Below are 25,796 nucleotides of genomic sequence, written 5' to 3'. Positions count from 1 at the left end.
ACAGGTCGCGGGCTCACCCCCGCCGCTCGGCGGGGGTGTGGGACCGCCGGGAGGCGGAGACCCGGGAGAGGCGGGCGAGGAGGTGCGGGACGAGGCGGTCCCGGACGGCTCGGATGGGTGCGACGGAGAAAGGGGCGGCCGGTGATCCGTGTCGCTGTGGTGGACGACGAGCGGCTCGTCAGGTCCGGACTGCGGATGATTCTGGGGACCGCTCCGGACATCGAGATGGTCGCGGACTGCGGCGGTGCCGAGGCGGTGGACACCGTGCTGGAGAGCGCGGCGGAAGTCGTGCTCCTCGATATCCGGATGCCCGACGTGGACGGCCTGACCGTGCTGCGCGGCCTGCGCGCCGCCGCCGATCCCCCGGCCGTGGCGATGCTGACCACCTTCGACGCCCAGGAGTACCTGACCGCGGCGCTGCGCGCGGGCGCGGCCGGCTTCCTGCTCAAGGATTCCGACCCCGAACAGCTCCTGCGGGCCGTACGGACGCTGGCGGCGGGCGGCAGCGTGCTGGACCCGGGCGTCACCCGGGCCGTGATCGGCGGGTATCTCACCGCCGAGGACCAGGCCGCGGCCGCGCGGGCGGTCAGCGGGCTCACGCCCCGGGAGTCGGAGGTGCTGGCGCTGCTCGGCGAGGGCCTGGGCAACGCCCAGATAGCCGAACGGATGGGCCTGGCCCCCAGCACCGTCAAGGATCACGTACGGGCCGTCCTGGCGAAGCTGGGCGGCATCAACCGCATCCAGGCGGCCATCGTCGCCGACCGCGCGGGCCTGGTGACGGGCACGCCCCGAGGAGCGTGGTGAGGGTGGCCGCGGCAGCCGCGCGCCGGTGGCCGGGGGCGCTCGCCCGCGGGGCGGTGGCGCGCCGGCTGCGCCGGATCGCGCCGGTGGTGGTCCCGGTCCTCCTCGCCATCGCCGACGCGGTCCTCGTCAACGGGGTGGAGATCGGCCTGGAGCTGGGCGTCTCGGTGCTCGCCGCGGCCGCCCTCCTGGTGCGCCGCCGCCTCCCGCTGCTGGTCTTCCTGTTCACCCTGCCGGGCCTCTACATCGGCTACATCTGGTTCGCGCCGATGATCGCGCTCTACACCCTCGCCGTGCGCCGCCCCGGCCGCGTCCGGCTCGGCGTCTGCGCGGTGCTGCTGATCGCCGCGCACTTCTTCCCGTACCCGATCTCCGATCTGGAGCCGACCGCGTACCGGGAGAACACCCTGGTGCTGATCGACGCCTGCGTCACCTCGGCGGCGCCCATCGCCCTGGGCCTGCTGGCCCGCACCCGCCGCGAGTTGGCCTCGCGCGTCGAGGACCTCACCCGCAGCCTGCGCCGCGAGGACCGGCTGCTCGCGGACCGGGTGAAGACCACCGAGCGCGCCCGCCTCGCCCGCGAGATGCACGACGTGGTCGCCCACCAGGTCAGTCTGATCAGCCTCCAGGCCGGGGCGGTGCAGGTCAGCACGGAGGACGAGACGGCCCGCGCGGGCGCCCGGACCATCCGCGAGCTGTCCAACCGGACGCTGGAGGAGCTGCGGCACATGGTCGGAGTGCTGCGGGCGGCCGGCGGGGACGCGGCCCAGGCGGACGGGCTGGCTCCGCAGCCGGACCTGGAGGAGTTGCCGCGGCTGATCGAGATGAGCGCGCTGGATGTGACGTACGAGGGCGGTGTGGTGGCCGGCGCGAGCGGGGCGAAGACCGTGGAGCGGGCCGCGTTCCGTACGGTCCAGGAGGCGCTCACCAACGTCCGCAAGCACGCGCCGGGGGCCCGGGTGAGGGTCCGCGTCGATCCGGTCCGGACTCCGGGCGGGGAGCGGGTCGGCGACACGGACGGGACCGGGGCGGAAGGAGCTGACGGGTCTCACGGGCCGGGGCTGCGGGTGGAGATCCGCAACGGGCCGCCGGACGCGACGGCCACGCCGCCCGCGCTGCCCGGGGGCGGTCACGGTCTGGTGGGGCTGCGCGAGCGCGCCCAGAGCCTCGGGGGGACGCTGGAGGCGCGTCCGACCTCCGACGGCGGTTTCGTCGTGCGGGCGGAGTTTCCCTACGGGGCGGGGTGAGGCGCCGGCCGGCTCAGGCCGAGAGCGGGGCGGCGGCCTCGTCGACGGCGGTGTGCAGGTCCGGGTAGACCTCGAAGAGGCGGCGGACCCCGAGCGCGGCCAGTACGCGGTTGACGTGCGAGCCGTCGACGGCGCCCTGGGCGGGCAGGATCAAGCGCAGCCGCCCCTGGCAGGAGCGCATCAGGCGGCGCGCGGCGATCAGTACGCCCACACCGCTGGAATCGCAGAACCGGACCTCGGAGAGATCGAGGACGACACTTCGCCGGCCGTCCGCGACCGCGTCGTGCACATGCTGGCGCACCGCGGGCGACGTCACCAGGTCCATCTCCCCGGAAACCTGCAGTACGGCCCATCGGCCCTGTTCGCCCTCTGCCACCTTCAACGACACGCGCTCGAAGCCTTTCGCTCGCTTTCGGAACGGATGGGCCTCGGATGCATCCGGAACTCACCCTTCCCCGGGTCGACTGCCCGGCCTCTCTCCCCTGAAACTCTTCCGAATCCTTGGCGCAACAGGCCGCTCCCGCCCAAGGCTATGCCCACCGGCACCTGGTTTTGTGCTCGTTGCCTGGTCACACCCGGATAACACCTCTGCCGATACGGCCACGAACGGTCCGCATCGATCGCCGCCGATCGGGAATTACCACCCCAAAGTGATGGCCGCCCTACCATCCGCATCCCCCGCAGGGTTCGGTTTGCCGCAAAGGAGGGTGCGTTGTCGGACCCGCCCACTACATTCGACTGCGGCGGACTCTGTGACCGTACGCACAAGCGCGGGCACGGGGAGGGGCGAAGGTGTCGGTAGAGGTGTGAGCTCGGCGGCGACGGACAGGTATGGGGGTCCGATGGGAAACGACGCACCACCGCGCTGGGACAGGCGGATGCAGCAGCGGCTCGCGCGTGGCGAGGCCGCCGCGCTCGGCGAGCTCTACGACCGTTTCGCCTCGCTCGTCCACAGCCTGGCCTACCGCGTCCTGGACGACGAGGAAGCCGCCGACCGCGTCACCCGCGAGGTCTTCGGCTACATCTGGGAAAACCCCGATTCCTACGACCCCAAGCAGGGCTCCCTGCGCTCCTGGGTCGCCGCGCTCACCCGCCACCAGGCCGTCCAGCGCCTGCGCCAGACCGAGGCGGCCTCGGCGCGCGACGGCGGGCCGGACGCCCCCGAGCCCGCCGAGATAGAGCAGAAGATCCGCGAAGCCTCCACCGCCGCCCGCGCCGACTACATCGTCACGTCCATGCCCGCGCCGCTGCGGGCCGCCCTGGAGCTGGCGTACTTCCAGCGGCGCGACTACCGCCAGACCGCCGCCGACCTGGGCGTCACGGAAGACGAGGCCCGGCGCCGCCTCCGCCTGGGCCTGCAACTGCTGTCCACCGCCCACCGCCACCCGGCCCTGCCGCCCGCCGCGTCCCGTGGGATGCGCGCCCGGACGCTGCCGCCCGCGCGCCCGGGAACGATGCCGCCGCCCGGCCCGGGCCACGGACGGTCGCTGTGAACGGCCCGCAGGAGTGGGACGGTTACGACCCCGACGAGCCGCCGGAGCCCTTCCCGCCCGGTGACGAGGCGAGCCACCGGGACGACACCGGCGACAGCGCCGCGACCGGGCGGGACGCCTACGCGTCCCCGGGCGAGCACGACTCCCCGTGCGGGCACGATTCCCCGGACGCGTGCGGATCTCCGGACGCGTATCCGCCGGAGCCGCCGGGTCGCGATCTGCCGCGCGGTCCGGCCGGTCGGCCGCGCATACCGTCCCCGCGCTCGGCCGCCGAGGACCACGGTCCGCTGCCCGACCCGCCACGGCCGTCCGCCCCCTGGAGCGACCCCGCCGGCTCCCGCGGTGCGCCCGGGGCCGAGGGCGGCCCGGTGGGCGAGCCGCCCGGCCCGACGCCGCCCGCCCCGGCGCCGCCCACACCGTCACGGGCGGCTTCCGCACGGCCCGACCAGGTGCCGCCCGCCGCGGTCCCCGCGCCGCCGCACAAGGTCCTGAAGTCGCTGCTCGGCGCCTGGGCGCTGGCGGCCTGCTCCGCCGAGGAGACGGCCGCGGTCGAGGCGCACCTGACCGACTGCGCCTCCTGCGCGGACGAGGCGCTGCGGTTGCGCGACGCCGTCGGCCTGCTGCATCCCGCCGACAGCCTCGACCTGGATCCGCTGCTGCGCTCCCGCGTGCTGGAGGGCTGCCTGGGTCGTCGCCCCGCCCGTATCCCGGTCCCGGAGTGGGCCGCGCCCTACGACGCGGAGACCGCCAAACTCGACGCGCTGCTGCGTGACATGGGCGAGGCCGAGTGGCGCGCGCCGGTGCGGCTGCGCTGGTTCGAGGGCGAGCGCCCGGTCGAGCGGGAGACCACCGTCGCGGGTGTCATCGGGCATCTGCGGACGGTCGACGGCCTGGTCGCGACGTCGCTCGGCCTGCCCGATCCGCTGGGCGACGCCGCGCCGCACGGCCGCGGCGGTCCGCGGTCCCGTACGGAGACGTACTGGCGGACGGCCGGTGAGGAGTGCGGCCCGCTCGCCACCCACGGGCCCTGGCGCGACCAGAGCCACGCGTTGATAAGAACGGCGTCCTTCGCCGGCGCCGGGGTGGCCGAGCTGTCCGTGCCGTACGGCGGCTTCCAGCTCCCCCTGCGGGACGCCTTCCTCGACCGCGCCTTCGAGTGCTGGGTGCACGCGGGCGACATCGCGGACGCGGTGGACTATCCCTACGAACCGCCGGCCGCCGGTCATCTGCACCGGCTGGTCGATCTCGCCGCCCGGCTGCTGCCCAGCGCGCTGGCCGACCGCCGCCGGGCCGGTCTCGCCGCGTCGCCGCAGCGGCTGGTCGAGGTGGGCGCGCCGGGCCGGACGCTCCATCTGGAGGTCGAGGGCAGCGGCGGCGGGCACTGGTACATAGCCCTGGACTCCCCGGGCGCGCTCGGCAGCGCGGACCGCACGGTGGCGCACATCGCCCTGGACAGCGCGGAGTTCTGCCAGCTCGCGGCCGGGCACGTCTCCCCGGAGGAGGCGGCCGCCGGGCAGCACGGCGAGCGGGAAGCGATCCGCGACGTCCTGTTCGCCACCGCGTCGCTGTCGCGCCTGTGAGGCGGGGCGGTCCCGCTCCGGCCCCGTCGCCGTACCGCCTCTGACCGCCCGGCGGTCAGAGGCGTGTCGTCAGGCGGTCAGGGGCGTGCCGTCAGGCGAAGACGACCGTGCGGGTGCCGTTCAGCAGCACCCGGCGTTCGCTGTGCCACTTCACGGCGCGGGCCAGCGCCTGGCACTCGACATCGCGGCCGATCGCCACGAGCTGGTCGGGCGTGACCTCGTGGCCGACGCGCTCGACCTCCTGCTCGATGATCGGGCCCTCGTCGAGGTCCGCCGTCACGTAGTGCGCGGTGGCGCCGATCAGCTTCACGCCGCGCGCGTGCGCCTGGTGGTACGGCTTGGCGCCCTTGAAGCTCGGCAGGAAGGAGTGGTGGATGTTGATGATCCGGCCGGACAGCGCCTTGCACAGGTCGTCGGAGAGCACCTGCATGTAGCGGGCGAGGACGACCAGCTCGACGTTCTCCGCGCGCACCAGCTCCAGCAGTTCCGCCTCCGCCGCGGCCTTGGTGTCGCGGGTGACGGGGATGTGGCGGAAGGGGATGCCGTAGGAGCCGACGAGCTCGGCGAAGTCCGTGTGGTTGGAGACCACGGCCGCGATCTCGACGGGCAGCGCGCCGATGCGGGAGCGGAAGAGCAGGTCGTTGAGGCAGTGCCCGAACTTGGACACCATCAGGATGACGCGCATCTTCTCGTCGGCCCGGTTGATCTGCCAGTCCATCTGGAAGGAGTCGCCCACCGCCGCGAAGCTGGCGCGCAGCTTCTCCACGCTCACCGAGGCGTCCGCGCTGAAGTGGACGCGCATGAAGAACAGCCCGGTGTCGTGGTCGCCGAACTGCTGACTGTCCTCGATGTTGCAGCCGGTGATGAAGAGGTAACTGGACACGGCGTGCACGATCCCCTGCTTGTCCGGGCAGGACAGCGTGAGGACGTACTGATCGGTCCGGTCGGCGCGATCTGGCTGGGTGGTGGGCTGCGACTCGCTCATGACCTCATAGGGTCGCACATCCGCCGGGCCGGTCAGGCCGGGGCGTCCAGGCCGCCGGTCATGATGGCCAGCGCCTCCAGCGAGCGCGGCGGCACGTCGGGGTCCTCGCCGTCCGCCGTCGCGAGCCGCACATGGGCCTCGCGGGCCGCCCGGACGGCTTCGGGCCAGGCCTGGTGCTCCATGTAGGCGGCCACCGGGGCATCCGCGCCGACCTGGTGCATGATGCGCAGCACCCGCAGCACGGCGGCGTCGACGAGCTGGGCTTCCTGGGCGTCCCGGAAGATCGTGCCGAGGTATTTGTCGGCGGACCAGTTGTCGAGCCAGGTGTCCTCGACGAGGCGGTAGACGGCGTCGGTGACGTCTCCGTACCCGGGGCGGCCCGCCAGCCAGGTCTCGTGCTGGAAGGCGGGGTCGGAGAGCATGTGCAGCGCGGAGCGCACATTGCTGCGCCAGCGCCACCACGGCATGTCATTGAGTGGCATGCCGCCCATGGTGGTCGAGCGGCGGCCGCGACGGGAAGACTTCTCCGAACCTTGCACAGTATTCGATCGTACGTTCCTCGAAGATGATCTCCGGCGGCCCCCTGGAGTTCACCTGATCGTCACCATCTGTTGCGCTCGCGTCACGCACGCGTTCCGGGCGGCCCGGAAGGCTCCCGGGACATGACCGGACGGCGACGCACCTCCCTCCGCCCCTCCTCCCCCGCTCCCGTGGTCGCGCTCGCTTCGGCGGTGGCCGGTGCGGCGGTCCTCGCGTCACTGCTCTCGGGCTGCGGCTCCCTCCCCGGCACCTCGGGGGATTCCGGGGAGAAGGAGCCGATCACGGTGATGACGTGGGCTCCCCAGGGCACCAAGGCGACCAATATGCCGGGTATGCCGGCGATGGCCCAGGCGTACGCCCGGTGGGTCAACTCCCGGGGCGGGCTGGCCGGCCACCGGCTGAAGGTCCTCACCTGCAACGAGCACAACGACTCGGTGGCCGCCGCGCGGTGCGGGCAGCGGGCGGTGGACGAGGGCGCGGTCGCCGTCGTCGGCTCCTACAGCCAGTTCGGCCGCTCCTTCATGTCGCCGCTGGAAGTCAAGGGCATCCCGTTCATCGGCGGCTACGGTGCCTCCGACGAGGAGTTCGCCAGCCCGCTGTCGTATCCCGTCAACGGCGGCCAGGCGTCGCTGCTGGCCGGGAACGGGCGGCAGTTGGCGCGCGAGTGCGAGCGCGTCGCGCTGGTCCGGCCGGACACCATCCAGGGCGACCAGATGCCGTCCCTGCTCAACTCCGGCCTGGAGAACGGCAGCCGGCGGCCGGCGGCGGACATCAGGGCGCCCGAGGACGGCACCGACTACTCGGGCGAGGTCTCCCGCGCACTGGCCGGCGTCGCCGCGGACCCGGTCGTCAACGGCACGGTCGCGGCCGGTGGCGAGGCAGCCGTCGGCCGGGCGGCCGGCTCGTGCGTGACCGCCTCGCTCGGCGACCACACCGACGCGTTCTTCGACTCCTTCCGGCGGCTCCAGGAGGAGGGCCCCAAGGTGCGGATCGCCTCCGTCCTCGGCAGCGTCGGCCAGGCGCTGGTGGACCGTACGGGCGGCAGGTCCGGGCCCCTGGAGGGCGCGTACCTCACCGGCTGGTACCCGGTCGCGAGCGACGACCGCTGGCGGCCGATGCGCGAGGTGATCCACGAGCACGCCTTCGGCGACAACCGCATCGACCCGGCCGACCAGGGCGTCCAGACCACGTGGGTCGCCTACACCGTGCTGCGGGCCCTGGTGGACCAGCTCGACGCGGAGGGCGTCGAGGAGATCACCTCGCACGCCCTCCAGAAGGCGCTGGACCGCGGCGACCGCCCCATCGACACCGGCGGGCTGACCCCCAAGCTGCGCTGGCGCTCCGACGACATGCTCGCCGTCCAGGACTTCCCGCGCATCGTGAACGGGATGGTGACCTACCAGGCCGTACGCGACGGACGGCTGGTCGCCGTCCAGGACGGCTTCGTGAACGTCACCAAGACGCTGGAGCGGCGCCGGACGGACGGCTGAGGGGCGCGCCGCAACCGGCGGGCGCGGCCGGGCTCCGGGGACGGGCGCCCGGCCGCGCCCGCTCAGAGCTGGTCGGGGCGGCGCTCGGTCAGGGCGTATTTGCGGGCGATGGGGTTCCAGAGCTTGGCCGCCTGCTGCTTGGCGGTCGTCGCCTCACCGCTGGCCGCGTTGCCCTCTACGGCCTGGTGGGTGCCGCGGGCGCGCCCCTTGTGGCAGCCCTTCTTACCGGCGACCTGGCCGGCCCATGCCGCGTAGTGGTTGTCCGCCGCGGCGGAGGACTGCCACGCCTTGGTCAGCGCGGCGGTCAGCGCGGCATTGCCCGGGATCTTGTCGACGGGCAGTTGCCGCAACCGCTTCACCAGGTCGTTGCGCTGCCCGGCCGCGGCGCGCAGATCCCTGGCCGCGCCGGCCAGGTTGTCGCAGGACTTGATGGCGTTGACGGCGTCGACCACCGAGGACCGGCTGTTGTTGCTGTCGCCCAGCAGTGCTTCCAGGCCCTTGGCCTGCGCCTCGGCCGGGTCCGCGGTCGGCTCGGCCGACGGCTTCTCCTTGGCCGACTGCTGCGTGCCGGTGCCGGGGTCCTTCTTCTTGGCGGCGTCGTCACCGCCGCCGCTCAGCGCCCAGCCGACGCCGAGGCCGGCGCCCGCCAGCACGACGACGATGATGCCGATGATCGCGGCGGGGGCCAGCCGGCGGCGGCGCGCGCCGTGACCGTCGTCGTCGTAGGAGGGCTGCTGGTCGTAGCCACCACCGGGCGGCGGCGCCTGCTGCCCGTAGCCCTGCCGGCCGTACGGCGGCTGGCCCGGGTCCTCGAAGCGCGGCAGTTGCGCGGTGGCGTCCGGTGCGGCGGTCGGTGCGGGCCCGGCGGGCTCGGCACGGAAGAGCCCGTCGAACTCGGCGGGCGTCGGACGGTCCCCGGGCGCGCCGGGGCGGATGCCGAACGGGGCGCCGGGCGGCGGCGCCGGGGTGCCCGCGGCGATCGGGGGGATCAACTGGGTGGCCTCGGAGTCGCCCGCGGCGCCCGGGCCGGGCATCGGCTGGGACTGCGGCTGCGGCATCGGCCCGCCCTGCGGCGGCTTCACCCGGCGCAGCATCTGGGTCGACTCACCGGGCGTCTCGGGCCGCGAGGCCGCCTCGGGCGGCAGCGGGGCGACACCGGGGGCGCCGGAGGCCGCGCCGAGGGGCGGTATCAGCGCGGTCGCCTCCGCGTCCCCGGCGGCGGGCGGCAGCGGCGCGCCGGCCTTGGGCGTCGCCGGGACGAGTTCACCGGAGGTGGTCCGGGGCTGCGGGGGCTGAGCTTGCTGGCGCTGCGGGGGCTGCTGGCCGTACTGCTGCTGCGGCTGGGGCTGCTGCTGCCCGTAGGACTGCTCGGGCTGGGGCTGCTGCCACGGCTGCTGCGGCTGCTGCTGCCCGTATTGCTGGGGCTGCTGAGCCTGCGGGGCCTGCTGGGGCTGTTGCGGGGCCTGCTGCCCGTACGCCGACGGCTGGGGCTGGCCGAAAGCCTGCTGCTGGCCGTAGCCCTGCTGCGGCCCGGCGCCATAGGGCTGGCCTTCAGGCGGCAAGGCGCCGGAGGGCGCCGCGGCGGCCGGCGGGAGCTGCGGGGCGCCCTGGGGCGCGGACGGCGGCAGGGGCGGCACGGGCGGCTGCCCCTGGGGCGGCGGGAAGCCCTCGCCCTGCGGCAGCCCCTGCTGAGGCTGCTGGGCCTGCTGAGGCATCGGTGCCTGCCCGCCGTACACCGGCTGCTGCCCGTAGACGGGCGGCTGCGCGGCCGGCTGTCCCTGGGCGGGCTGCTCCGACGGGGGTCCGGCCTGCTCGGCGGGGCCCCAGGGCTGGCCCCACGGGCGGCCGGGCGGCGGTGCGGCCTGCTGCTCGGGCACCCACGGCTCACCCTGAGCGGGCAGCACAATGCCCTCTCGCGCGGGACCGGCCGCAGAATCCTGCGGGTCGTGACCCTGTCCGCTCTGCGTCACCGGGACTCCTACCATCGTGCAGACCTACGGAATCGTCGGCTCACGCTACCGGGTCGCAGCTCCGTTCGACCACGTCCCCTGGTCACCACCCCGGCCCGCCCCCGTACGCGCCCGGGGCGGGCCGGACTCTCCGGCCCGCCCGACGAGCCGACCTCCCCTATGCCGCCGCGGCCCCCAATTCCAGCCGCGCGCTGAATTCGCGTACCACCGGTTCCTCCCGATACGGCTGGAGGCGTAGCTGAAGGTCCTCCAGATACTCCGCGCCCCGGTCCGAACGCAGTTGGCCCAGCAGTTCCACCGCCTCGGTGGCCGTATGGCAGGCCCGCTCGATCTCGCGCTGCTGCACCTGGGCGCCGGCGAGCAGCACCAGCCCGATGGCGCGCCGCCGCGCCCGGCCCTCGGGGTGGCCCTCCAGGGCCTCCCGCGCCCGCGCCTCGGCGGGGCCCGGCTGACCCAGGTCGCGGTGGCAGTGCGCGAGTTCGTCGGCCAGGTACGCCGGGTCGAAGTGGCCGATCCAGACCGGGTCGTCACCCGATTCGGCGGTCGCCTCGGCGCGTTCCATGGCGGCCACCGCGCGGCCCGCGACCGTCTGGAAGGCCCGTCCGTCGCCCATCAGGGCGTGCCCGCGCGCCTCCGCCGCGAAGAACATCGCCTCCGCCCGGGGCGTGACCTGCCCCCGGGCGCCCTCCTGCGCGGCCCGGGCGAGCTGGGCGATCTCCCGCGGATTGCCGAGCGAGGCGGCGAGGTGGCTCATGCTCGCGGCCAGTACGTAGCCGCCGTAGCCCCGGTCGCCGGCGGCCTGGGCGAGCCGCAGCGCCTGGATGTAGTAGCGCTGGGCGAGGCCGGGCTGGCCGGTGTCGACGGCCATGTAGCCGCCCAGTTCGGTCAACCGGGCGACGGCCGCGAACAGTTCGCGTCCGACGGATTCGCGGTACGAGCCCGCCAGCAGCCCCGACACGACGCTGTTGAGGTAGTGCACGACGACCGGCCGGACGTGCCCGGCGCCGAAGCGGTGGTCCAGTTCGCTGAGCGCCGAGGTCATGGCGCGTACCGCCTCGACGTCCGAAATGCCCACCCGGGCACCGGCGTTGCGGGCGACCTGCGTGTCCGCCCCGGTGATCAGCCAGTCGCGGCTCGGCTCCACCAGCGCCGAGGCCGCCACCGTCGAGCCGCTGAGGAAGTCGCGGCGCCCCACATCGCTGCGCCACAGCTCACAGACCTGCTCGATCGCGCCGAGCACGGTCGGGGAGAACTGCAGCCCCACCCCGGAGGCGAGGTTCTTGCCGTCGGCCATCCCGATCTCGTCGATGGTGACCGTGCGCCCGAGCTTGCGGCCCAGCGCCTCCGCGATGATGGCGGGGGCGCGCCCGCGCGGCTGCTGCCCGCGCAGCCACCGCGCCACGGAGGTCTTGTCGTACCGCAGGTCGAGACCGTGTTCCGCGCCGCACATGTTGACGCGGCGGGCAAGTCCCGCGTTGGAGCAGGCGGCTTCCTGGATCAGCGCTTGCAGCCGCTCATTGGGCTGCCGCGCGACAAGTGGCCTGGCGGCCATGCTGTACCCCCTGTTACTGCTGCGCGTTCACCGTCGAACGCCGTTCCCCGTGATCGATTCCCCAAGGGCATCCCGGATATCCGGAATATGCCGGATACGAGTGATGCGGCTCATCACCGCTTTGCGGAGAACACACGGAAAAGAAGAACTGAGTGGCGCGCGGTGCCCGTGCTCGGACAGCGGTGCCCGCCGTGGGACCGGGATCCCGCCCGCCCCCACCACGGCCTGCCGCCGGGCGGCCTCTCCGCCCGCAGGCAGGTGGCTACCCGCTCCCGGGGCCGCCGCCGCATACGCGCCCCCGCCCATGCACCCATGCGCCCCACGTGCAAGAACGATGCGCCGGGGCATACCCCGTATCGGCCGTAACCCTTGGTGACAAGGGAAGTTGTCCTCTGCGTGGAAGAGACCATCGGAGTCACAGGAGCCTCACAGATCCCCAAGCAGCGCGGCGAGCGGCTGCTCGACACTGCGGTGCGTTACGCCGAAGAGCGGCACTGGGAGGTGTTCCCCGGCGCATGGCTGGAGCACGACGGCCAGACGCCGCGCTGCTCGTGCGAGGCCGCCGACTGCCCCCTGCCCGGCGCGCACCCCACCGGCCCCGGGTGGGCGGGGCTCGCCAGCGGCAGCGCCACGGCCGTGCGCCGCATGTGGAGCAAGACCCCCCGTGCCTCGATCCTGCTGCCCACGGGCCGGACGTTCGAGGCGCTGGACGTGCCGGAGAGCGCGGGCTGCCTGGCGCTGGCCCGTATGGAACGGATGGAGCTGCCGCTCGGCCCGGTCACTCGCACCCCCCACCGCCGGATGCTCTTCCTCGTCCTGCCCGGCGCCTCGGTGAAGGTGCCCGATCTCATCCGCTCTCTGGGCTGGGCGCCGGCCGCGCTGGACCTGGTGTGCCGCGGCGAGGGCGAGTACATCGCCGCGCCGCCGACCCGGGTGGGCGTCCACGGGTCGGTGCAGTGGGCGCGCCGGCCCACCGCCACCAACCGCTGGCTGCCGGACGCGGAGGAGCTGATCAGCGCGCTCGCGTACGCCTGCGGGCGCGACGCGGCGGCGGCACGGGGGAAGTGAGGCGGGTGGTTGCGGGGTCCCCCGGGCGCCGGGCCCTCGCCTGCTGCCCGCCCGCCTGACGCCCGACGCGTGCACGGCCCGGCCGTTGTCGGTACCCGCCCGTATCGTGGGATCACGGACGGGGGCTCCAGCGGCCCCTGCGGGGACGTCGAAGGGCAGGGCCGGTGGCCAACAAGCCGGAACACATCGAAGAGCGGGGTGAGTCGGCGCCGCCGACCACCCCGGACACCGCTCCTGGCGGGTCGGCGGCGGCCGCCTCCGCTGCGGCCGCCTCCGCCGCGGCCGGCCCGCCCGCCGTCCGCGTCCAGGGCCTGTGGAAGAGGTTCGGCGAGCAGGTCGCCGTCTCCGGCATCGATCTGACGCTGCCCGCCGGCCGCTTCATCGGACTCGTCGGCCCCAACGGCGCGGGCAAGACCACCACCCTGTCCATGGTGACGGGGCTGCTGCGGCCCGACGCGGGGCAGGTCGAGATCGGCGGCCACGACGTCTGGCGGGACCCGGTGGCGGTGAAGTCCCGGATCGGTGTGCTGCCCGAGGGCCTGCGGCTCTTCGAGCGGCTGTCGGGCCGCGAACTCCTCGGATACACCGGCCGGTTGCGCGGCCTGCCCGGTGAGGAGGTCGACAAGCGGGCCGACCAGTTGCTGGACGTACTGGACCTGTCCGGCTCCCAGAACAAACTGGTCGTGGACTACTCCACCGGCATGCGCAAGAAGATCGGGCTGGCCGCGGCCCTGCTGCACAACCCGGAGATCCTTTTCCTGGACGAGCCGTTCGAGGGCGTCGACCCGGTGTCGGCGCAGACCATCCGCGGCGTCCTGGAGCGCTATACCGCCTCCGGCGCCACGGTCGTCTTCTCCAGCCATGTGATGGAGCTGGTGGAGTCGCTGTGCGACTGGGTGGCCGTGATGGCGGGCGGCCGGATCCGGGCCGACGGCCCGCTCGCGCAGGTGCGCGGCGACGCCCCCTCGCTCCAGGACGCGTTCCTCGAACTGGTCGGCGCGAGCGACCGCGGCGCCGGGCAGCACCTCGACTGGCTCGGCGGTGGCGGCGCCCGATGAGCACCGAATCCGTCGCCGCGGCCGTCCGCCCGGCCGCCGCGCCCTCCCTGACCCCCGTCTTCATACGGCTGAAGCTGTCGTTGCTGCGCAACGGCCTGCGCCGGTCGACGGGCCGCGCCATGGCGTATGCCGCCTCGCTCCTCGTCGGCCTGCTGTTCGCGGCCGGTGCCGTGACCGGCCTGGTCGCGCTGCGCGGCAACGCGCACGCGGGCGCCCTGGTCGTGCTGCTCACCGGCATCCTGACGCTGGGCTGGGCGGTGATGCCGCTGTTCTTCCCGGCGGCCGACGAGACCCTCGATCCGACGCGGCTGGTCATGCTGCCGCTGCGGCCGCGCCCGCTGATCGTCTCGCTGCTGGTCGCGTCCCTGGTGGGGGTCGGCCCGCTGGTGACGTTCGCGTTGGTGACCGGCTCGGTCATCGCGGTCGCCGAGGGGCCGGCCGCCGCGGTCGCCGGCGTCCTCGCCGTCGTCCTGGTGGTGCTGGTGTGCGTGTCCCTGGCGCGCGCCGTCGCGACGGCGTCGGTGCGGCTGCTGACCAGCCGCCGCGGCCGCGATCTGGCCGTGCTGAGCGGCCTGTTCATCGCCGTCGGCGCGCAGGGCGTCAATATCGCCGCCCAGAAACTGGGCCGCCCGGACGGCCTGTCCGTATTGGAGCCGCTGGGTGACGTCCTGCGCTGGGTGCCGCCGGCCTCGGCGATCGGCGCCGTCGCGGACGCCGGCCACGGGGCGTACGGGCGGGCCGCGGCCGGCCTGGCGCTGACGGCGCTGGCGCTGGGCCTGCTGCTGTGGTGGTGGCAGCGGACGCTGACCACCTTGATGACGTCGCCGGACTCCTCCACCCTCCAGGCCGTCGAGAAGGACAGCGCGCGCGGGGCGGCCGGGTCCGGCCGGGGCGGGCTCGTCCGCCTGCTGCCGGACGGGCGGACGGGCACGGTCATGCTGCGCGCCCTGCGCTACGCCTGGCGCGACCCGAAGTCGAAGATGTCGTGGGCGACTTCGCTGGCCGTCGGTCTGCTGGTGCCGATCGTCTCGGCGGTGCAGGGCAACGGCAGCATCTACACCTCCTTCTCGGCGTCCGCGCTGCTCGGCATGCAGATGTACAACCAGTTCGGGCAGGACACCTCGGCGTTCTGGATGGTGGCCTCGACGATCTCCACGCCGCGTGAGGGGTATCAGGAGCTGCGCGCCCGGGCGTTGACGCTGGCGCTGGTGGCCGTGCCGTACGTCACGCTGGTCGTGGTCGGCGCCGCGGCGCTCATCGGCCCGTGGTCGTCCTTCCTGGAGGTCTACGGCCTGTCGCTGACCCTGCTGGGCGCGCTGCTGGCCACCGGCGCGCTGGCGTCCGCGCTGTTCCCCTACTCGATCCCCTCGGAGGGCAACAAGAACGTCGCGCCGGGGCAGGGCCCCCTCGCCTGGTTCAGCCTCTTCGGCGGCGTACTGGTGGGCGCCGTGCTGAGCTCACCGCTGCTGGGCCTGACGATCTGGCTGCATGTGGCGGGCCTGCACGGCCTGTTGTGGATCCTGCTGCCGGTCGGCGCGGCCTACGGCGCCGGCATCGCGACGCTGGGGCTGCGGGTGGCCGCCCCTCTGGTGGCACGGCGACTGCCGGAGATCCTGGCGGCGGTGAGCAAGGGCTGAGAGAGCGGGAGGGCAGGGCCGACGGCGGCGGCAGGCCCACGCCGCCCCGGCCCGGCGCTCCCTCGGCTCCCCCACCCGGCGTCCCGCAGGGCCCCACGCCCGACCCGGCGCTCCCTCGGCTCCCCCACCCGGCGTCCCCCGGGTCGCCCGGCGTCCCCGGGTCGCCCCCACCCGCCCCGCCTCACACCCGGATGACCGACTGGAGGAACGGCTCGACGACGCGGCGCCATTCTCCGGGCCGTTCCCAGGGCACCAGATGGCCGGCGTCCGGTATCTCGGCGTAGCTGCCGCCGGGGAGGACGCGGACCATTTCCTGGGCCTCGGCGCGGCCCAGTTCGCCGTCGAGACCGCGCACGACGAGGGCGGGGCAACGCACTTGGGCGAGCTCTTCCCAATGGGCGTCGCTGACCCACGTTTCGCGGGCGGTGAGCATCTGGCGGCGGGAGAAGACGGGGCGCCAGCCGTCGGCCCGCTCGGCCATCACCTCGGCGAAGAACGCACCGCGGGCCGGCCGGGGCCGCTCCAGGGTCGGATCGTCCTCGCCGAACCACTTACGGACGTCGGCGAGGGTGGCGAACGGCAGCGGCCAGGACCGGAACCATTCGGTCCATTCGCGCTGCGAGGCCGCGCCCAGCGCCGAGGCGCGCATATCGCAGATCACCAGGGCGCTGACCAGATCCGGACGGCGGGCCGCGACCTGCCACGCCGTCAGGGCCCCCATGGAATGGCCGATCAGGGCGACCGGGCCGAGGCCGAGCTGCTCGACGGCCGCGATGGCGTCGTCGACATACGCCTCGCGGTCGTACGGCCCCTCGGGGGGCTTCTCGCTGCGGCCGTGGCCGCGCTGGTCCAGCGCTACCGGGCGATAACGCCCGCCGAGCCAGCGCGCGGTGTCCGTCCAGTGCGCCGCGCGGCCCATCAGGCCGTGCAGGAGCAGCACGCCGGGCACCGGACCGGCCTCCTCCGGTCCGCCCGCGCCCTTGGGCGGGTCGGTGAACTCCCAGGCCGCGAGCCGGACACCGCCGGCCCCTCTCACATCGATGCGCCGCACCATCCTGCTCTGGCACCCCCACTCGTCCTCGACCAACTCCACGCTATCGAATCTTTATTCGAACATGCTCGTCTCGCGCTCAACACCCCTCTTTCGGGTGACCCTGCTCAAGGATTGGCCGCCGCTCGGGCGGGGAGACATCTGCCGGGAGGCGGGCCCTACCGGGAAGGGGGCCCGCAGGGAAAGACCCTGGGAGCTCGGGGCTCCGGGTCTTGGCGGGGGGACATGGGGAGGCAGGGCCCCGGCTGCTCGCAGCGCCGGGGCCCTGACCGTGGCTCCTCCCGGCAACGAGCCGCAGGCCGAGAGGCGCGAGGGCGCGCGACCGCCCGATCGGACCGTATGGACGCACCCGAGCTCCCTCCCCACCCGGAAGGCCGGCGGGCGGGCGTTCCCCGCCCCGCACGCGCTCAGCCGCCTCGCGGCCCAGCGCTCAGCGGCTCCGCCACTCCAGCCGCCCGGCCTCCGGGTTTTCAGCGCAACACGACACCTGGCCATAGCCACGTATGCCTACACGTATGCCTATGCGTGAGCGCCAGCGTGGCACGCTCGCGGCCCGAACGCACGGATTCGCACAAGTCCGTTCAACGAACAACCAGCCGACCGAGCGACCGAACGCGCGTCGGCGCAGCTCAACACCCCGGGCGAGGAAACGGGTGGAGCGGGAGGCGAAGCGGAGGACAACGAACACGAGCGGGGCGCGGGGGCGAGCGCCGGCGGTCCGCGCCGGCGCCCCGCCATCGGGTCAGCGCTTGGCGACGAAGACGTGGGAGGCGATCTGGGCGTCCAGCTCGGCGGCCTCGCCGCTGCTGCCGACCAGCACGCCGGCCGGTGACTCCGTCACGCTGACCACGGCGCCCGGCTGCACGCCGGCCCGCCGCAGGGTGTACATGAGCTGGGCGTCCGCCTGGATCGGCTCACCGATCCGGCGCACCACGACCGTCTTGCCGTCGGCGCCGGCGTCCAGGTCCATCAGGCTCACCATGCCGGCGTCCAGGAACGGGTCCACCTCGGACTTCTCGCCCAGCTCCTCCAGGCCCGGAATGGGGTTGCCGTAGGGCGACTCCGTCGGGTGCCGCAGCAGCTCCAGGACGCGGCGCTCGACCGCCTCGCTCATGACGTGCTCCCAGCGGCACGCCTCGGCGTGCACCTGTTCCCACTCCAGCCCGATGACGTCGACGAGCAGGCACTCGGCGAGGCGGTGCTTGCGCATCACCCTCGTCGCCAGCCGCCGGCCCTCTTCCGTCAGCTCCAGGTGCCGGTCACCGGCGACCGTCAGCAGTCCGTCTCGCTCCATGCGCGCCACCGTCTGGCTGACCGTCGGGCCGCTCTGTTCGAGCCGCTCCGCGATCCTGGCGCGCATGGGGACCACACCTTCCTCTTCGAGTTCGAGGATGGTGCGGAGATACATCTCCGTGGTGTCGATCAGTCCGGACATGCGTGCCCCTCGATGTGTCGTGCGGTGGCCCTGGACTCAATTCTGACGCATCCCACCGACAACGGTGTGCCCTCGTCCGCGCACCGGACCGCGCGTCCGTGTTGACAGGGCACCGGTCCGGACCGCAACGTGATCCGCGCCACGACCGCCAGCCCGGGCGAATCCACCCCGGCCGACGGCGGGGAGGGCGGGGCGAAGCCTGGACCGGACGCGACGAGAGGGGCCCGCGGCAATGGCGGAAAGCAACCGGAGCGAGCGGCCGGGCCAGGAGCTGACCGGGCGGTACTTCGACGCCGCGATCGACCTCCTGGGACGGGTCCGCGACGCGGAGGGCGAGCGGATCACCGCGGCCGGCCGGCTGATCGCCGACACCGTCGAGGCGGGCGGGCGGGTCTTCTCCTTCGGTGCCGGCCACTCCTCGCTGCCCGCCCAGGACACCGTCTACCGCGCCGGCGGCCTGGCGGTCATGAACCTGCTGTCCGTGCCCGGCGTCGTCGGCGTGGACGTACGGCCCGCGACGCTCGGCAGCGCGCTGGAGCGGGTCGACGGGCTGGCCGCGGCCGTGCTGGACACCAGCCCGCTGGAGGCCGGCGACGTACTGGTGATCATCTCGCTCTCCGGCCGCAACGCGCTGCCCGTGGAGATGGCGATGAACGCCCGGGCGCTCGGCATCAAGGTCATCGGCGTGACGTCGGTGGCGTACGCGGACGCCATGAAATCCCGGCACTCCTCGGGGACGTACCTCATGAACCACTGCGACCTCGTCCTGGACAGCGGCATCCCGGTCGGCGACGCGGAGCTGACGCTGCCCGGCATCGACGCGCCCTTCGCCCCCGCCTCCACGGTGGTCACCAGCGCGATCATGCAGGCGATGGTCGCCACCGCCGCCGGCGCGCTGGCCGAGCGGGGCATCGATCCGCCGCTGCTGCGCTCGGGCAACGTCGACGGCGGCCACGACTGGAACGGTCAGGTCATGGAGGAGTACGCGGACCGGATCTTCTACCGGCACTGACGGCGGACTCGGGCGGACCGGCTCGGGCGCGCCCCGGCCGGGCCCGCGCTCACAGCGCCGCCGCGCCCGCGAGGTCCAGGGCCGCCGCGATCCGGGCCGCGACCTCCTCCGCGTACGCCGCGTCCGCGCGGTCGAAGGGGCGGCGCGCGGGCAGTCGCAGAAACGTCACGACACCCAGGGTGCGGCCGCGGCTGCGCAGCACCACGCACAGCCCGTGCACCGTGCCGTCCGGCCACTTGCGGGCCGCCGCCCAGCCCTCGGACGCGTCGGGGCCGGCGCTGGTGCGCACCGATCCGCGCCGCTCGTACGCCTGCGCCGCGGGATGCCCCGGCGGGTAGGCGACCGGGATGCCGGTCGCCGGAACGGTCTCCGAGGGGCCGGGCGAACCGGCCGGGGAGGCCAGCGCCCGCACCAGCCGCGGTGGGTGGGCGGCGGACCCGGGGCCGCCGCCCGGAGCGCCGGGCCGCTCGTCGTCCCACTCTCCCTCGGCGTCGGCCGCTCCGTACGGCGCGGCCGCGGGGGTCGTGGCGAGGTCGACCAGTCCGTGGTCGGCGAAGCCGGCGAGGGCGAAGTCGAGGTGGACGGCGGCGGCCTCGGAGGGGTCGGGGCACTCCGCGGCCGCGCGGCCGGCGCGGTGCAGTTGGTGGGCGCGGAAGCGGAGCAGGGCGTTGTCCTGTTCGGTCCGCTTGGCGTCCGTGACGTCCTGGAAGAGCCAGGCGACGCCCAGCGGAACCGGTTCCTCCGCCAGCGGTGAGGCCAGCCGGACGAAGCCGCTGCGCCAGCACCGGCGCGGGACTTCGGCCTCCTCGGAGCGCAGCGTCACCCACAGTTCGGCGGCGGCGGGCGGCGCGCCCTCGGCCAGGACGTGCTGGAGCGCGCTCTCCAGCTCCTCCACGCCCTGCGCCAGGAGGTCGCCCAGCGGGCGGCCCAGCAGGGCGGTGCGGCCGACGCCCAGGACGCGGGCGGCGTGGGCGTTGACGGCGGCGGGCCGCAGGTCGGCGTCGACCAGGACGACGCCCCACGAGGCATCCTCGAACAGCGCCTCGCTGAGCGCGATGGACCGCTCCAGGTCGACCTGCGCGCCGGCCTCGCTGAAGGCGCAGTAGACGCCGGCGACCCGGCCGTCGGGGCCGCGGACGGCCGAGGACTGGGTGCGGACGAGGACGCGGTGGCCGTCCTTGGTCAGCAGGGCGAACTCGTGCACCTGGCGGCCCCGGGAGCGCATGGCGGCCGTGAGGGCGGCCTCGATGGCGTCGGCGTCCTCCTTGCGGGCCGCCCAGCCGGCCAGGCCCGTCCGGCCGACCGCTTCCTCGGTGGTCCAGCCCAGGATGCGGGCCGCTTCGTGGTTCCAGTGGGTGACGGCACCGTCGGCCGCGAAGGCGATCAGGGCGGCGTCCATGCCGTCCAGGAGGGCGGCGAGCAGGCCGGAGTCGTCGGTGGCGGGTGGGTCGGGGTCGGCCGCGGCGCCGGGCGGTGGGACCGCCGGCTCCGGGGTCCGCTGTCGGCCCGGTCCACCGGACGCGGCCTCGGCGCGATGGTCGGACGGCGAGGCTGAGGAGGCGGAGGAAGCGGACGAAGCAGTCACTGGCACCCCTTACGAACGCGGCCGCACGTGCTGCACCTGGGCTCATTCAACTGGAACGTGACCCAGCACACACCCGATTCCCGAAATCGTAGCCGCCGGAAAATTCGCTTGTGCGCCTCTGAAGCACTTCCTACTGTGTGGAGCACACGAGAAGGGAGGTGGTTCGGCCAATGATTTCGCACCGGACGCGTGAGGTGGCTGCGGGCTAGGGCCCGTCGCTTCACCCAGTGCAGCGCCGGACCCGCGCATACTGCAGGATGCGCAGCCGGCCAATCCCAAGCAGTCACCCGACCCGCGGGCTGCCGGTTCGTCCGACCGGCCCTTCGCGCCACCGAGCGCGGGGGAAGCAGCCCGCGGGTCGTCTGCGTGTGCGGCGGCCCGCCGGGCGGCGAGCCGCGACCCGGCGGCCCTCTCAGGGCGCCAGCCGCTCCACGCGCCACACCTCGGGCACCGCCCCCGTGTCGCCCGCCTCCCGCACGTACCGCAGCCGGTCGTGCAGCCGGTTCTGCCGGCCCTGCCAGAATTCGACGGTTTCGGCGGTGACGCGGTAGCCGCCCCAGTGCGGCGGCGCCGGCACCTGCTCGCCCTCCGGGTAACGGGCCACCAGTTCCTCGTAGACCCGCTCCAGTTCCGTTCGGCCGCCGACCGTCGAGGACTGGTCGCTGGCCCAGGCGCCCAGTTGGGAGCCGTGCGGGCGGGTGCGGAAGTAGGCGGCGGTCTCGTCCCGGCCGATGCGCTCCGCGGTGCCGTTCACGATGACCTGGCGGGCCAGGGCGTGCCAGGGGAAGAGCAGCGAACAGTGGGGGTTTTCGGCCAATTCGCGGCCTTTGCGGCTGGTGTAGTTGGTGAAGAAGACGAAGCCGCGCTCGTCGAAGCCCTTGAGGAGTACGGTCCGCGCGCTGGGCCGGCCGGCGGCGTCCGCGGTCGAGAGGACCATGGCGTTCGGCTCGTGCAGGCCGGCGGCGGTCGCCTCCTTGAACCAGTACGCGAACTGCTCGTACGGGCTGGGCGCGAGCTCGGACTCGGCGAGTCCCTCGGCGCGGTAGTGCGCGCGCATGGAGGCGGGGTCGGGGGTCACGGGAGAGGGCGTGTCGGCGGAGTGCACGGCCTCATCTTGCAGCATGGGGGCGCGCGGAAGCAGCCGGGAAGGAGAGAAGCCTGCCCCTCGTCGACGGCTCGTAACCCTCCCGTCGGCGAATCGCCCAGTGTGCCGGATGTCACGCTTCCCCGCAGGTGGTGAACCCGCCAAAATCATGGGTCGGCCCACTGTGGCCTCCGAACATCGGAAGCTATCGTGGCCGGCCTGAGGGGACGTACCGCGCGCCCTGAGGAGACGGCCCCGGAAACCACCATGACGTAAGCGCACCACCTCGCATCTCCGCCCGCGGCCCGACCCACCGCGGACGCAACCGCCGCGTGATCCCGCGCCGGCGGGGCATCACCGGGGCGACCGGTACGGACCGCGAGCTGCCCGCCGCAGCCGCGTAACCGCGCCGGCGCCGCACACCAGACTCGACTGCACGGCATCTGGTCACGGACCGGATGCCGTCCCCATCTTGAGGAGCCGCCTGATGTCCGACTTCGTACCCGGACTCGAGGGAGTCGTCGCGTTCGAGACGGAGATCGCCGAACCGGATAAGGAGGGCGGCGCGCTCCGCTACCGCGGGGTCGACATCGAGGAACTCGTCGGTCATGTGTCCTTCGGGAACGTGTGGGGCCTGCTGGTCGACGGGGCGTTCAACCCCGGTCTGCCGCCCGCCGAGCCGTTCCCCATTCCGGTGCATTCCGGGGACATCCGGGTCGACGTGCAGTCCGCGCTCGCCATGCTCGCGCCCGTATGGGGCCTGAAACCGCTGCTGGACATTGACGAGAAGACGGCCCGCGACAACCTCGCGCGGGCCGCCGTCATGGCGCTGTCCTACGTCGCCCAGTCGGCGCGCGGCCAGGGCCTGCCGATGGTGCCGCAGAAGGAGATCGACAAGGCCGAGACCGTCGTGGAGCGCTTCATGAAGCGCTGGCGCGGCGAGCCCGACCCCAAGCACGTCAAGGCCGTCGACGCCTACTGGACGTCGGCCGCCGAGCACGGCATGAACGCCTCCACCTTCACCGCCCGGGTCATCGCCTCGACCGGCGCCGACGTGGCGGCCGCGCTGTCCGGCGCGGTCGGCGCGATGTCGGGCCCGCTGCACGGCGGCGCGCCCTCCCGCGTCCTGGGCATGATCGAGGAGATCGAGCGGACCGGTGACGCGGCCGCCTACGTCCGGCAGGCGCTGGACAAGGGCGAGCGGCTGATGGGCTTCGGCCACCGCGTCTACCGCGCCGAGGACCCGCGGGCGCGGGTGCTGCGGCGTACGGCCAAGGAGCTGGGCGCGCCCCGCTTCGAGGTCGCCGAGGCGCTGGAGAAGGCCGCGCTGGACGAGCTGCACAGCCGCCGCCCGGACCGGGTGCTGGCCACCAACGTCGAGTTCTGGGCGGCCATCGTCCTGGACTTCGCCGAGGTGCCGGCGCACATGTTCACCTCGATGTTCACCTGCGCCCGTACGGCCGGCTGGAGCGCGCACATCCTGGAGCAGAAGCGGACCGGCCGGCTGGTGCGGCCCTCGGCCCGCTACGTGGGCCCGGCCTCGCGCAGCCCGCGGGAGATCACCGGCTTCGACGACATCGCCCGCTGAGCGATGTCGCCCCGTGAGCCGCGGGCCGTACGGTCCGCGGCTCGGGTCGCTCCCGCGCAGCCGTACGGCGCGTCGGGGGCCGGCCCTCCGGGTCGCCCGCCGGAGGCCCGTCCCTACGCCCCCGCCGGGTTCAGCACGTCATCGATGATCTTCGCCCACTGCGCGACCACCCGGTCCCGGCGGGCCGAGTCGTCCGTCAGCAGGTTGGCGAGACCCAGGCCGCGGGCCATGTCCAGCAGGCCCTGGACGGTTTCGCGGACGCCGGGAACGCTCTCGTCGGCCTCCAGGAGTGCCACCGCGGTGCGGTGCGCCTCCCGCCCGACGCGGGCCTCCAGGGCGGTGACGCGGTCGCGGAGCTGCTCCTCGTCGGAGGCCGCGACCCACAGGTGGAGCGCGGCACGGAAGAGCGGCCCGGTGTAGAGCCCGACGAGTTCCTCGACGACGACCCGGGTGCGGGCCACGGACCCGGCCGGCGGCAGGTTGTCCGCGACCGCCTTGACGGCACCCCGGCGTTTCTCGGCGACGTGCTCGACGGCCGCCGTGAAGAGGTCCTCCCGGGTACGGAAGTGGTGCTGGGCCGCGCCCCGCGAGACGCCCGCCCGCTCGGCCACGACCGAGACGGTGCTGCCGCTCCAGCCGCGTTCCGCCAGGCAGAAGATGGCGGCCTCCAGCAGTTTGAGGCGGGTGGCGCGGCTGCGTTCCTGCTGCGGCTGTTTGGGGCCGCGCGCCGGGCTCACCGCGCCCATGCCGGGGCCCGCCGCTCCAGGAAGGCGGTCATGCCCTCGCGCGCCTCGGCGGAGGCGAAGAGCCGCGCGGAGGTGGCGGCGAGCGCGTCGGTGTCCCGGTCGAAGGCGCGCAGCACCTCGGCGGTGACCAGCTTCTTGGACTCGGCCAGGCCCTGCGGGGAGCCCTTGCGCAGCCCGTCCAGAAGGGGCGCGAGGGAGCCGTCCACGTCCTCGGCGGCCAGTGTCACCAGCCCGATCCGGGCCGCTTCCGCCGCGCCGAACTTCTCGCCGGTCAGGTAGTAGCGGCTCGCGGCGCGGGCGTCCAGACGCGGCAGCAGCGGCAGGGAGATGACGGCCGGGGCGAGGCCGAGCCGGGCCTCGGTGAAGGCGAAGGTGGCGTCCTGGCCGGCCACCGAGAGGTCACAGGCACCGAGCAGGCCGAGACCGCCCGCCCGTACGTGGCCGGTGACCCGGGCCACGACCGGTTTGGGCAGCTCCACCAGGCCGCGCAACAACCGGACCAGCCCCAGCGGTCCGGCCGTCGGCGTATCGGTGGCGGTGGCCTCGGAGAGGTCCGCGCCCGCGCAGAAGGTGGTACCGGTGTGCGCCAGGACCACGGCCCGGGTCGCCTTGTCCCCGGCCGCCCACGCCAGCGCGCCGCGCAACTCGGCGACCAGCCGGGCGGAGAGCGCGTTGCGGTTGCGCGGGGAGTCCAGGGTGAGCGTGGTGATGCCGCGGTCGTGCGTACGGCGCACCAGCGACTCCACGGGCGCCTCGGCGCCCGCGTCGGCCTCGTTCGTCACGTCGGTCATCGGGTGATCGGCTCCTTTCCCCGGCACGCGCGCCCCGTTCCGAACGGCTGCTCACGCGACCCTCAGAGCGTGGCAGCGGGCCGGGAAACAATCAAGCGTGCCTGCATGATTCCCTGGGGGCGAGCCGGCCTTCGCGTCTGACGCCGTTCGCGGTCAGACCTCCCCGAACTGTCCGTTCCTGACCGCGCGGACGAACGCGGAGAACGCCGACCGCTCCACGAAGAGCGCCGGGCCGGCCGGGTCCTTGCTGTCCCGCACCGGAACCGCGCCATGCTCCCGGGCATAGGCGGGCGACCACTCCACGCAGTTGCCGCCTTCCTGGTTGCTGTAGCTGGACTTGACCCAAGGATGGTGGAGGGGCGAGGTCACAATGTCTCCAAAAACGTGCGGATCAGGTGAGCGGACGCGTCACGCGAGAGGGCCGAAGCGGTAAGTCGATCGTAGGCCCGAGCCAGATGACGCACCGTCGAGGGTTCCTCGATGATCGATGCAGACCTGATGCCTTCGGTATAGACGATCTGCGCACCTTCCGCGGGCGTCAGAATCGACATCGAGCCGTCCATCAGCCCATGGGTGCCGGCGTTGAGTGGCAGCACTTGCAGCACGGTGGTCGGTCGAGCGCCGCCTTCCAGGAGCGCGGCGAGCTGCCCCCGCATCACTTCCGCATCCCCTACAGTCCGCCGGATGACCGACTCACAGATGATGACGGAGAAATCGGGCGGGGAGCTGCCTTTGAAAATCTCTTGCCTCTCCATCCTGTAGCGCACCATGAGCGAGATCTCCGCCTCACTGGCTCGCGGATTGCCCTCCCTGAAGAGCGAATAGCAGTACCTCGCCGTCTGCAACAAGCCGGGCACCGCCGTTGGCGACCACTCCGCGATGGCAAGCGACCGGGGCTCCATCTCGATCCGTCGCCGGGAATGCGCCGGGTAGGTCTGTGCGGCGATCTCCGCATAGAGGCGCTTGAACAGTCCGTCCGTCGAGAAGACCTGGTCCAGCACGGCCGGAAGGCTGGATGGGACAGGCCCTACACACGTCTCCACGCGGCTGATGGTGGACTTGGACGTCCGGGCCAGCCGCGCC

Annotated in this window: 23 protein-coding genes; 10 read left to right on the top strand and 13 right to left on the bottom strand. The window is 73.8% G+C overall.

Annotated elements, in window-relative coordinates:
• The first annotated feature begins 141 nt into the window (after nucleotides 1-141).
• Nucleotides 142-804, top strand: coding sequence for a response regulator (locus ACZ45Z_RS17395; protein WP_468362770.1), 663 nt, complete (start codon nucleotides 142-144; stop codon nucleotides 802-804).
• 2 nt (nucleotides 805-806) lie between these two features.
• Nucleotides 807-2,048: a sensor histidine kinase gene (locus ACZ45Z_RS17390; RefSeq protein WP_468362767.1), complete on the top strand. Its 1,242-nt coding sequence runs from the start codon at nucleotides 807-809 to the stop codon at nucleotides 2,046-2,048.
• A gap of 13 nt (nucleotides 2,049-2,061) precedes the next feature.
• On the opposite strand, the gene ACZ45Z_RS17385 is transcribed toward ACZ45Z_RS17390, so the two are convergent.
• On the bottom strand, nucleotides 2,062-2,436 hold the full coding sequence (locus ACZ45Z_RS17385; protein ID WP_393538666.1) for an STAS domain-containing protein: 375 nt from the start codon (nucleotides 2,434-2,436) through the stop codon (nucleotides 2,062-2,064).
• A gap of 454 nt (nucleotides 2,437-2,890) precedes the next feature.
• Between ACZ45Z_RS17385 and ACZ45Z_RS17380 the strand changes: the two genes are divergently transcribed.
• Nucleotides 2,891-3,541 (top strand): sigma-70 family RNA polymerase sigma factor, encoded by a 651-nt coding sequence (locus ACZ45Z_RS17380; RefSeq protein WP_468362765.1) that lies wholly within the window; start codon nucleotides 2,891-2,893, stop codon nucleotides 3,539-3,541.
• 218 nt (nucleotides 3,542-3,759) lie between these two features.
• Nucleotides 3,760-5,121, top strand: a complete 1,362-nt coding sequence (locus tag ACZ45Z_RS17375) for a zf-HC2 domain-containing protein (RefSeq protein WP_468362969.1) — start codon at nucleotides 3,760-3,762, stop codon at nucleotides 5,119-5,121.
• Nucleotides 5,122-5,212: 91 nt separating this feature from the next.
• On the opposite strand, the gene purU is transcribed toward ACZ45Z_RS17375, so the two are convergent.
• Together purU and ACZ45Z_RS17365 are read right to left on the bottom strand one after the other, a co-directional pair.
• Entirely contained in the window at nucleotides 5,213-6,106 is an 894-nt protein-coding gene (purU, locus tag ACZ45Z_RS17370; RefSeq protein WP_468362763.1) for a formyltetrahydrofolate deformylase, read from the bottom strand.
• Nucleotides 6,107-6,138: 32 nt separating this feature from the next.
• Nucleotides 6,139-6,597: an SCO4402 family protein gene (locus ACZ45Z_RS17365; protein WP_468362761.1), complete on the bottom strand. Its 459-nt coding sequence runs from the start codon at nucleotides 6,595-6,597 to the stop codon at nucleotides 6,139-6,141.
• A 171-nt stretch (nucleotides 6,598-6,768) separates the two neighbouring features.
• Here ACZ45Z_RS17365 and ACZ45Z_RS17360 point away from each other — a divergent pair, with 171 nt between their 5' ends.
• Nucleotides 6,769-8,136 (top strand): ABC transporter substrate-binding protein, encoded by a 1,368-nt coding sequence (locus ACZ45Z_RS17360; RefSeq protein WP_468362759.1) that lies wholly within the window; start codon nucleotides 6,769-6,771, stop codon nucleotides 8,134-8,136.
• Nucleotides 8,137-8,198: 62 nt separating this feature from the next.
• Here ACZ45Z_RS17360 and ACZ45Z_RS17355 read toward each other — a convergent pair whose 3' ends face one another.
• A complete protein-coding gene (locus tag ACZ45Z_RS17355; RefSeq protein ID WP_468362757.1) occupies nucleotides 8,199-10,013 on the bottom strand; it encodes a hypothetical protein in 1,815 nt (604 codons plus the stop codon).
• Nucleotides 10,014-10,263: 250 nt separating this feature from the next.
• Nucleotides 10,264-11,658, bottom strand: coding sequence for a transcriptional regulator (locus tag ACZ45Z_RS17350; protein ID WP_468362755.1), 1,395 nt, complete (start codon nucleotides 11,656-11,658; stop codon nucleotides 10,264-10,266).
• 396 nt (nucleotides 11,659-12,054) lie between these two features.
• Here ACZ45Z_RS17350 and ACZ45Z_RS17345 point away from each other — a divergent pair, with 396 nt between their 5' ends.
• The 3 genes from ACZ45Z_RS17345 to ACZ45Z_RS17335 all read left to right on the top strand — a co-directional run bounded on the left by ACZ45Z_RS17345 (nucleotide 12,055) and on the right by ACZ45Z_RS17335 (nucleotide 15,421).
• Nucleotides 12,055-12,726 (top strand): bifunctional DNA primase/polymerase, encoded by a 672-nt coding sequence (locus tag ACZ45Z_RS17345; RefSeq protein WP_468362753.1) that lies wholly within the window; start codon nucleotides 12,055-12,057, stop codon nucleotides 12,724-12,726.
• Between the two features lie 164 nt (nucleotides 12,727-12,890).
• On the top strand, nucleotides 12,891-13,784 hold the full coding sequence (locus tag ACZ45Z_RS17340) for an ABC transporter ATP-binding protein (protein ID WP_468362751.1): 894 nt from the start codon (nucleotides 12,891-12,893) through the stop codon (nucleotides 13,782-13,784).
• Entirely contained in the window at nucleotides 13,781-15,421 is a 1,641-nt protein-coding gene (locus ACZ45Z_RS17335; RefSeq protein ID WP_468362749.1) for a transporter, read from the top strand. Before ACZ45Z_RS17340 ends, ACZ45Z_RS17335 begins: the two co-directional genes overlap by 4 nt.
• A 181-nt stretch (nucleotides 15,422-15,602) precedes the next feature.
• Here the strand turns inward: ACZ45Z_RS17335 and ACZ45Z_RS17330 are convergent, their stop codons facing one another.
• Together ACZ45Z_RS17330 and ACZ45Z_RS17325 are read right to left on the bottom strand one after the other, a co-directional pair.
• Nucleotides 15,603-16,475 carry an alpha/beta fold hydrolase gene (locus tag ACZ45Z_RS17330; protein WP_468362967.1) on the bottom strand — a complete coding sequence of 291 codons (873 nt, stop codon included), beginning with the start codon at nucleotides 16,473-16,475 and terminating at the stop codon, nucleotides 15,603-15,605.
• Nucleotides 16,476-17,214: 739 nt separating this feature from the next.
• A complete protein-coding gene (locus ACZ45Z_RS17325) occupies nucleotides 17,215-17,907 on the bottom strand; it encodes a metal-dependent transcriptional regulator (protein WP_468362747.1) in 693 nt (230 codons plus the stop codon).
• 232 nt (nucleotides 17,908-18,139) lie between these two features.
• On the opposite strand from ACZ45Z_RS17325, the gene ACZ45Z_RS17320 reads away from it, so the two are divergent.
• Nucleotides 18,140-18,919: an SIS domain-containing protein gene (locus tag ACZ45Z_RS17320; protein WP_468362745.1), complete on the top strand. Its 780-nt coding sequence runs from the start codon at nucleotides 18,140-18,142 to the stop codon at nucleotides 18,917-18,919.
• 49 nt (nucleotides 18,920-18,968) lie between these two features.
• Here the strand turns inward: ACZ45Z_RS17320 and ACZ45Z_RS17315 are convergent, their stop codons facing one another.
• On the bottom strand, nucleotides 18,969-20,504 hold the full coding sequence (locus ACZ45Z_RS17315) for a PAS domain-containing protein (protein ID WP_468362743.1): 1,536 nt from the start codon (nucleotides 20,502-20,504) through the stop codon (nucleotides 18,969-18,971).
• Between the two features lie 412 nt (nucleotides 20,505-20,916).
• Entirely contained in the window at nucleotides 20,917-21,627 is a 711-nt protein-coding gene (pdxH, locus tag ACZ45Z_RS17310; RefSeq protein ID WP_468362741.1) for a pyridoxamine 5'-phosphate oxidase, read from the bottom strand.
• A 448-nt stretch (nucleotides 21,628-22,075) separates the two neighbouring features.
• Between pdxH and ACZ45Z_RS17305 the strand changes: the two genes are divergently transcribed.
• Nucleotides 22,076-23,176, top strand: coding sequence for a citrate synthase 2 (locus ACZ45Z_RS17305; protein ID WP_468362739.1), 1,101 nt, complete (start codon nucleotides 22,076-22,078; stop codon nucleotides 23,174-23,176).
• A 113-nt stretch (nucleotides 23,177-23,289) separates the two neighbouring features.
• Here the strand turns inward: ACZ45Z_RS17305 and ACZ45Z_RS17300 are convergent, their stop codons facing one another.
• From ACZ45Z_RS17300 to ACZ45Z_RS17285, 4 genes are all read right to left on the bottom strand, one after another.
• Entirely contained in the window at nucleotides 23,290-23,922 is a 633-nt protein-coding gene (locus tag ACZ45Z_RS17300) for a TetR/AcrR family transcriptional regulator (RefSeq protein ID WP_468362737.1), read from the bottom strand.
• On the bottom strand, nucleotides 23,910-24,713 hold the full coding sequence (locus ACZ45Z_RS17295; RefSeq protein ID WP_468362735.1) for an enoyl-CoA hydratase family protein: 804 nt from the start codon (nucleotides 24,711-24,713) through the stop codon (nucleotides 23,910-23,912). Before ACZ45Z_RS17295 ends, ACZ45Z_RS17300 begins: the two co-directional genes overlap by 13 nt.
• 153 nt (nucleotides 24,714-24,866) lie before the next feature.
• Nucleotides 24,867-25,082, bottom strand: coding sequence for a DUF397 domain-containing protein (locus ACZ45Z_RS17290; RefSeq protein ID WP_468362733.1), 216 nt, complete (start codon nucleotides 25,080-25,082; stop codon nucleotides 24,867-24,869).
• Complete coding sequence (locus tag ACZ45Z_RS17285; protein ID WP_468362731.1) at nucleotides 25,079-25,714, bottom strand: DUF5753 domain-containing protein; 636 nt, start codon at nucleotides 25,712-25,714, stop codon at nucleotides 25,079-25,081. The genes ACZ45Z_RS17290 and ACZ45Z_RS17285 overlap by 4 nt, the downstream gene beginning before the upstream one ends.
• Nucleotides 25,715-25,796 lie beyond the last annotated feature (82 nt).

The sequence above is a fragment of the Streptomyces sp. NPDC031210 genome (genome assembly GCF_055570395.1).
This window is presented reverse-complemented; position numbering and strand designations above follow the sequence as displayed.

Excerpts from the sequence above, each read along its gene's own strand:
- ACZ45Z_RS17380 (WP_468362765.1), top strand. The coding sequence starts at position 2,891 with ATGGGAAACGACGCACCACCGCGCTGGGACAGGCGGATGCAGCAGCGG.
- purU (WP_468362763.1), bottom strand. The coding sequence starts at position 6,106 with ATGAGCGAGTCGCAGCCCACCACCCAGCCAGATCGCGCCGACCGGACC.
- ACZ45Z_RS17365 (WP_468362761.1), bottom strand. The coding sequence starts at position 6,597 with ATGGGCGGCATGCCACTCAATGACATGCCGTGGTGGCGCTGGCGCAGC.
- ACZ45Z_RS17360 (WP_468362759.1), top strand. The coding sequence starts at position 6,769 with ATGACCGGACGGCGACGCACCTCCCTCCGCCCCTCCTCCCCCGCTCCC.
- ACZ45Z_RS17350 (WP_468362755.1), bottom strand. The coding sequence starts at position 11,658 with ATGGCCGCCAGGCCACTTGTCGCGCGGCAGCCCAATGAGCGGCTGCAA.
- ACZ45Z_RS17335 (WP_468362749.1), top strand. The coding sequence starts at position 13,781 with ATGAGCACCGAATCCGTCGCCGCGGCCGTCCGCCCGGCCGCCGCGCCC.
- ACZ45Z_RS17330 (WP_468362967.1), bottom strand. The coding sequence starts at position 16,475 with ATGGTGCGGCGCATCGATGTGAGAGGGGCCGGCGGTGTCCGGCTCGCG.
- ACZ45Z_RS17325 (WP_468362747.1), bottom strand. The coding sequence starts at position 17,907 with ATGTCCGGACTGATCGACACCACGGAGATGTATCTCCGCACCATCCTC.
- ACZ45Z_RS17320 (WP_468362745.1), top strand. The coding sequence starts at position 18,140 with ATGGCGGAAAGCAACCGGAGCGAGCGGCCGGGCCAGGAGCTGACCGGG.
- pdxH (WP_468362741.1), bottom strand. The coding sequence starts at position 21,627 with ATGCTGCAAGATGAGGCCGTGCACTCCGCCGACACGCCCTCTCCCGTG.
- ACZ45Z_RS17305 (WP_468362739.1), top strand. The coding sequence starts at position 22,076 with ATGTCCGACTTCGTACCCGGACTCGAGGGAGTCGTCGCGTTCGAGACG.
- ACZ45Z_RS17300 (WP_468362737.1), bottom strand. The coding sequence starts at position 23,922 with ATGGGCGCGGTGAGCCCGGCGCGCGGCCCCAAACAGCCGCAGCAGGAA.
- ACZ45Z_RS17295 (WP_468362735.1), bottom strand. The coding sequence starts at position 24,713 with ATGACCGACGTGACGAACGAGGCCGACGCGGGCGCCGAGGCGCCCGTG.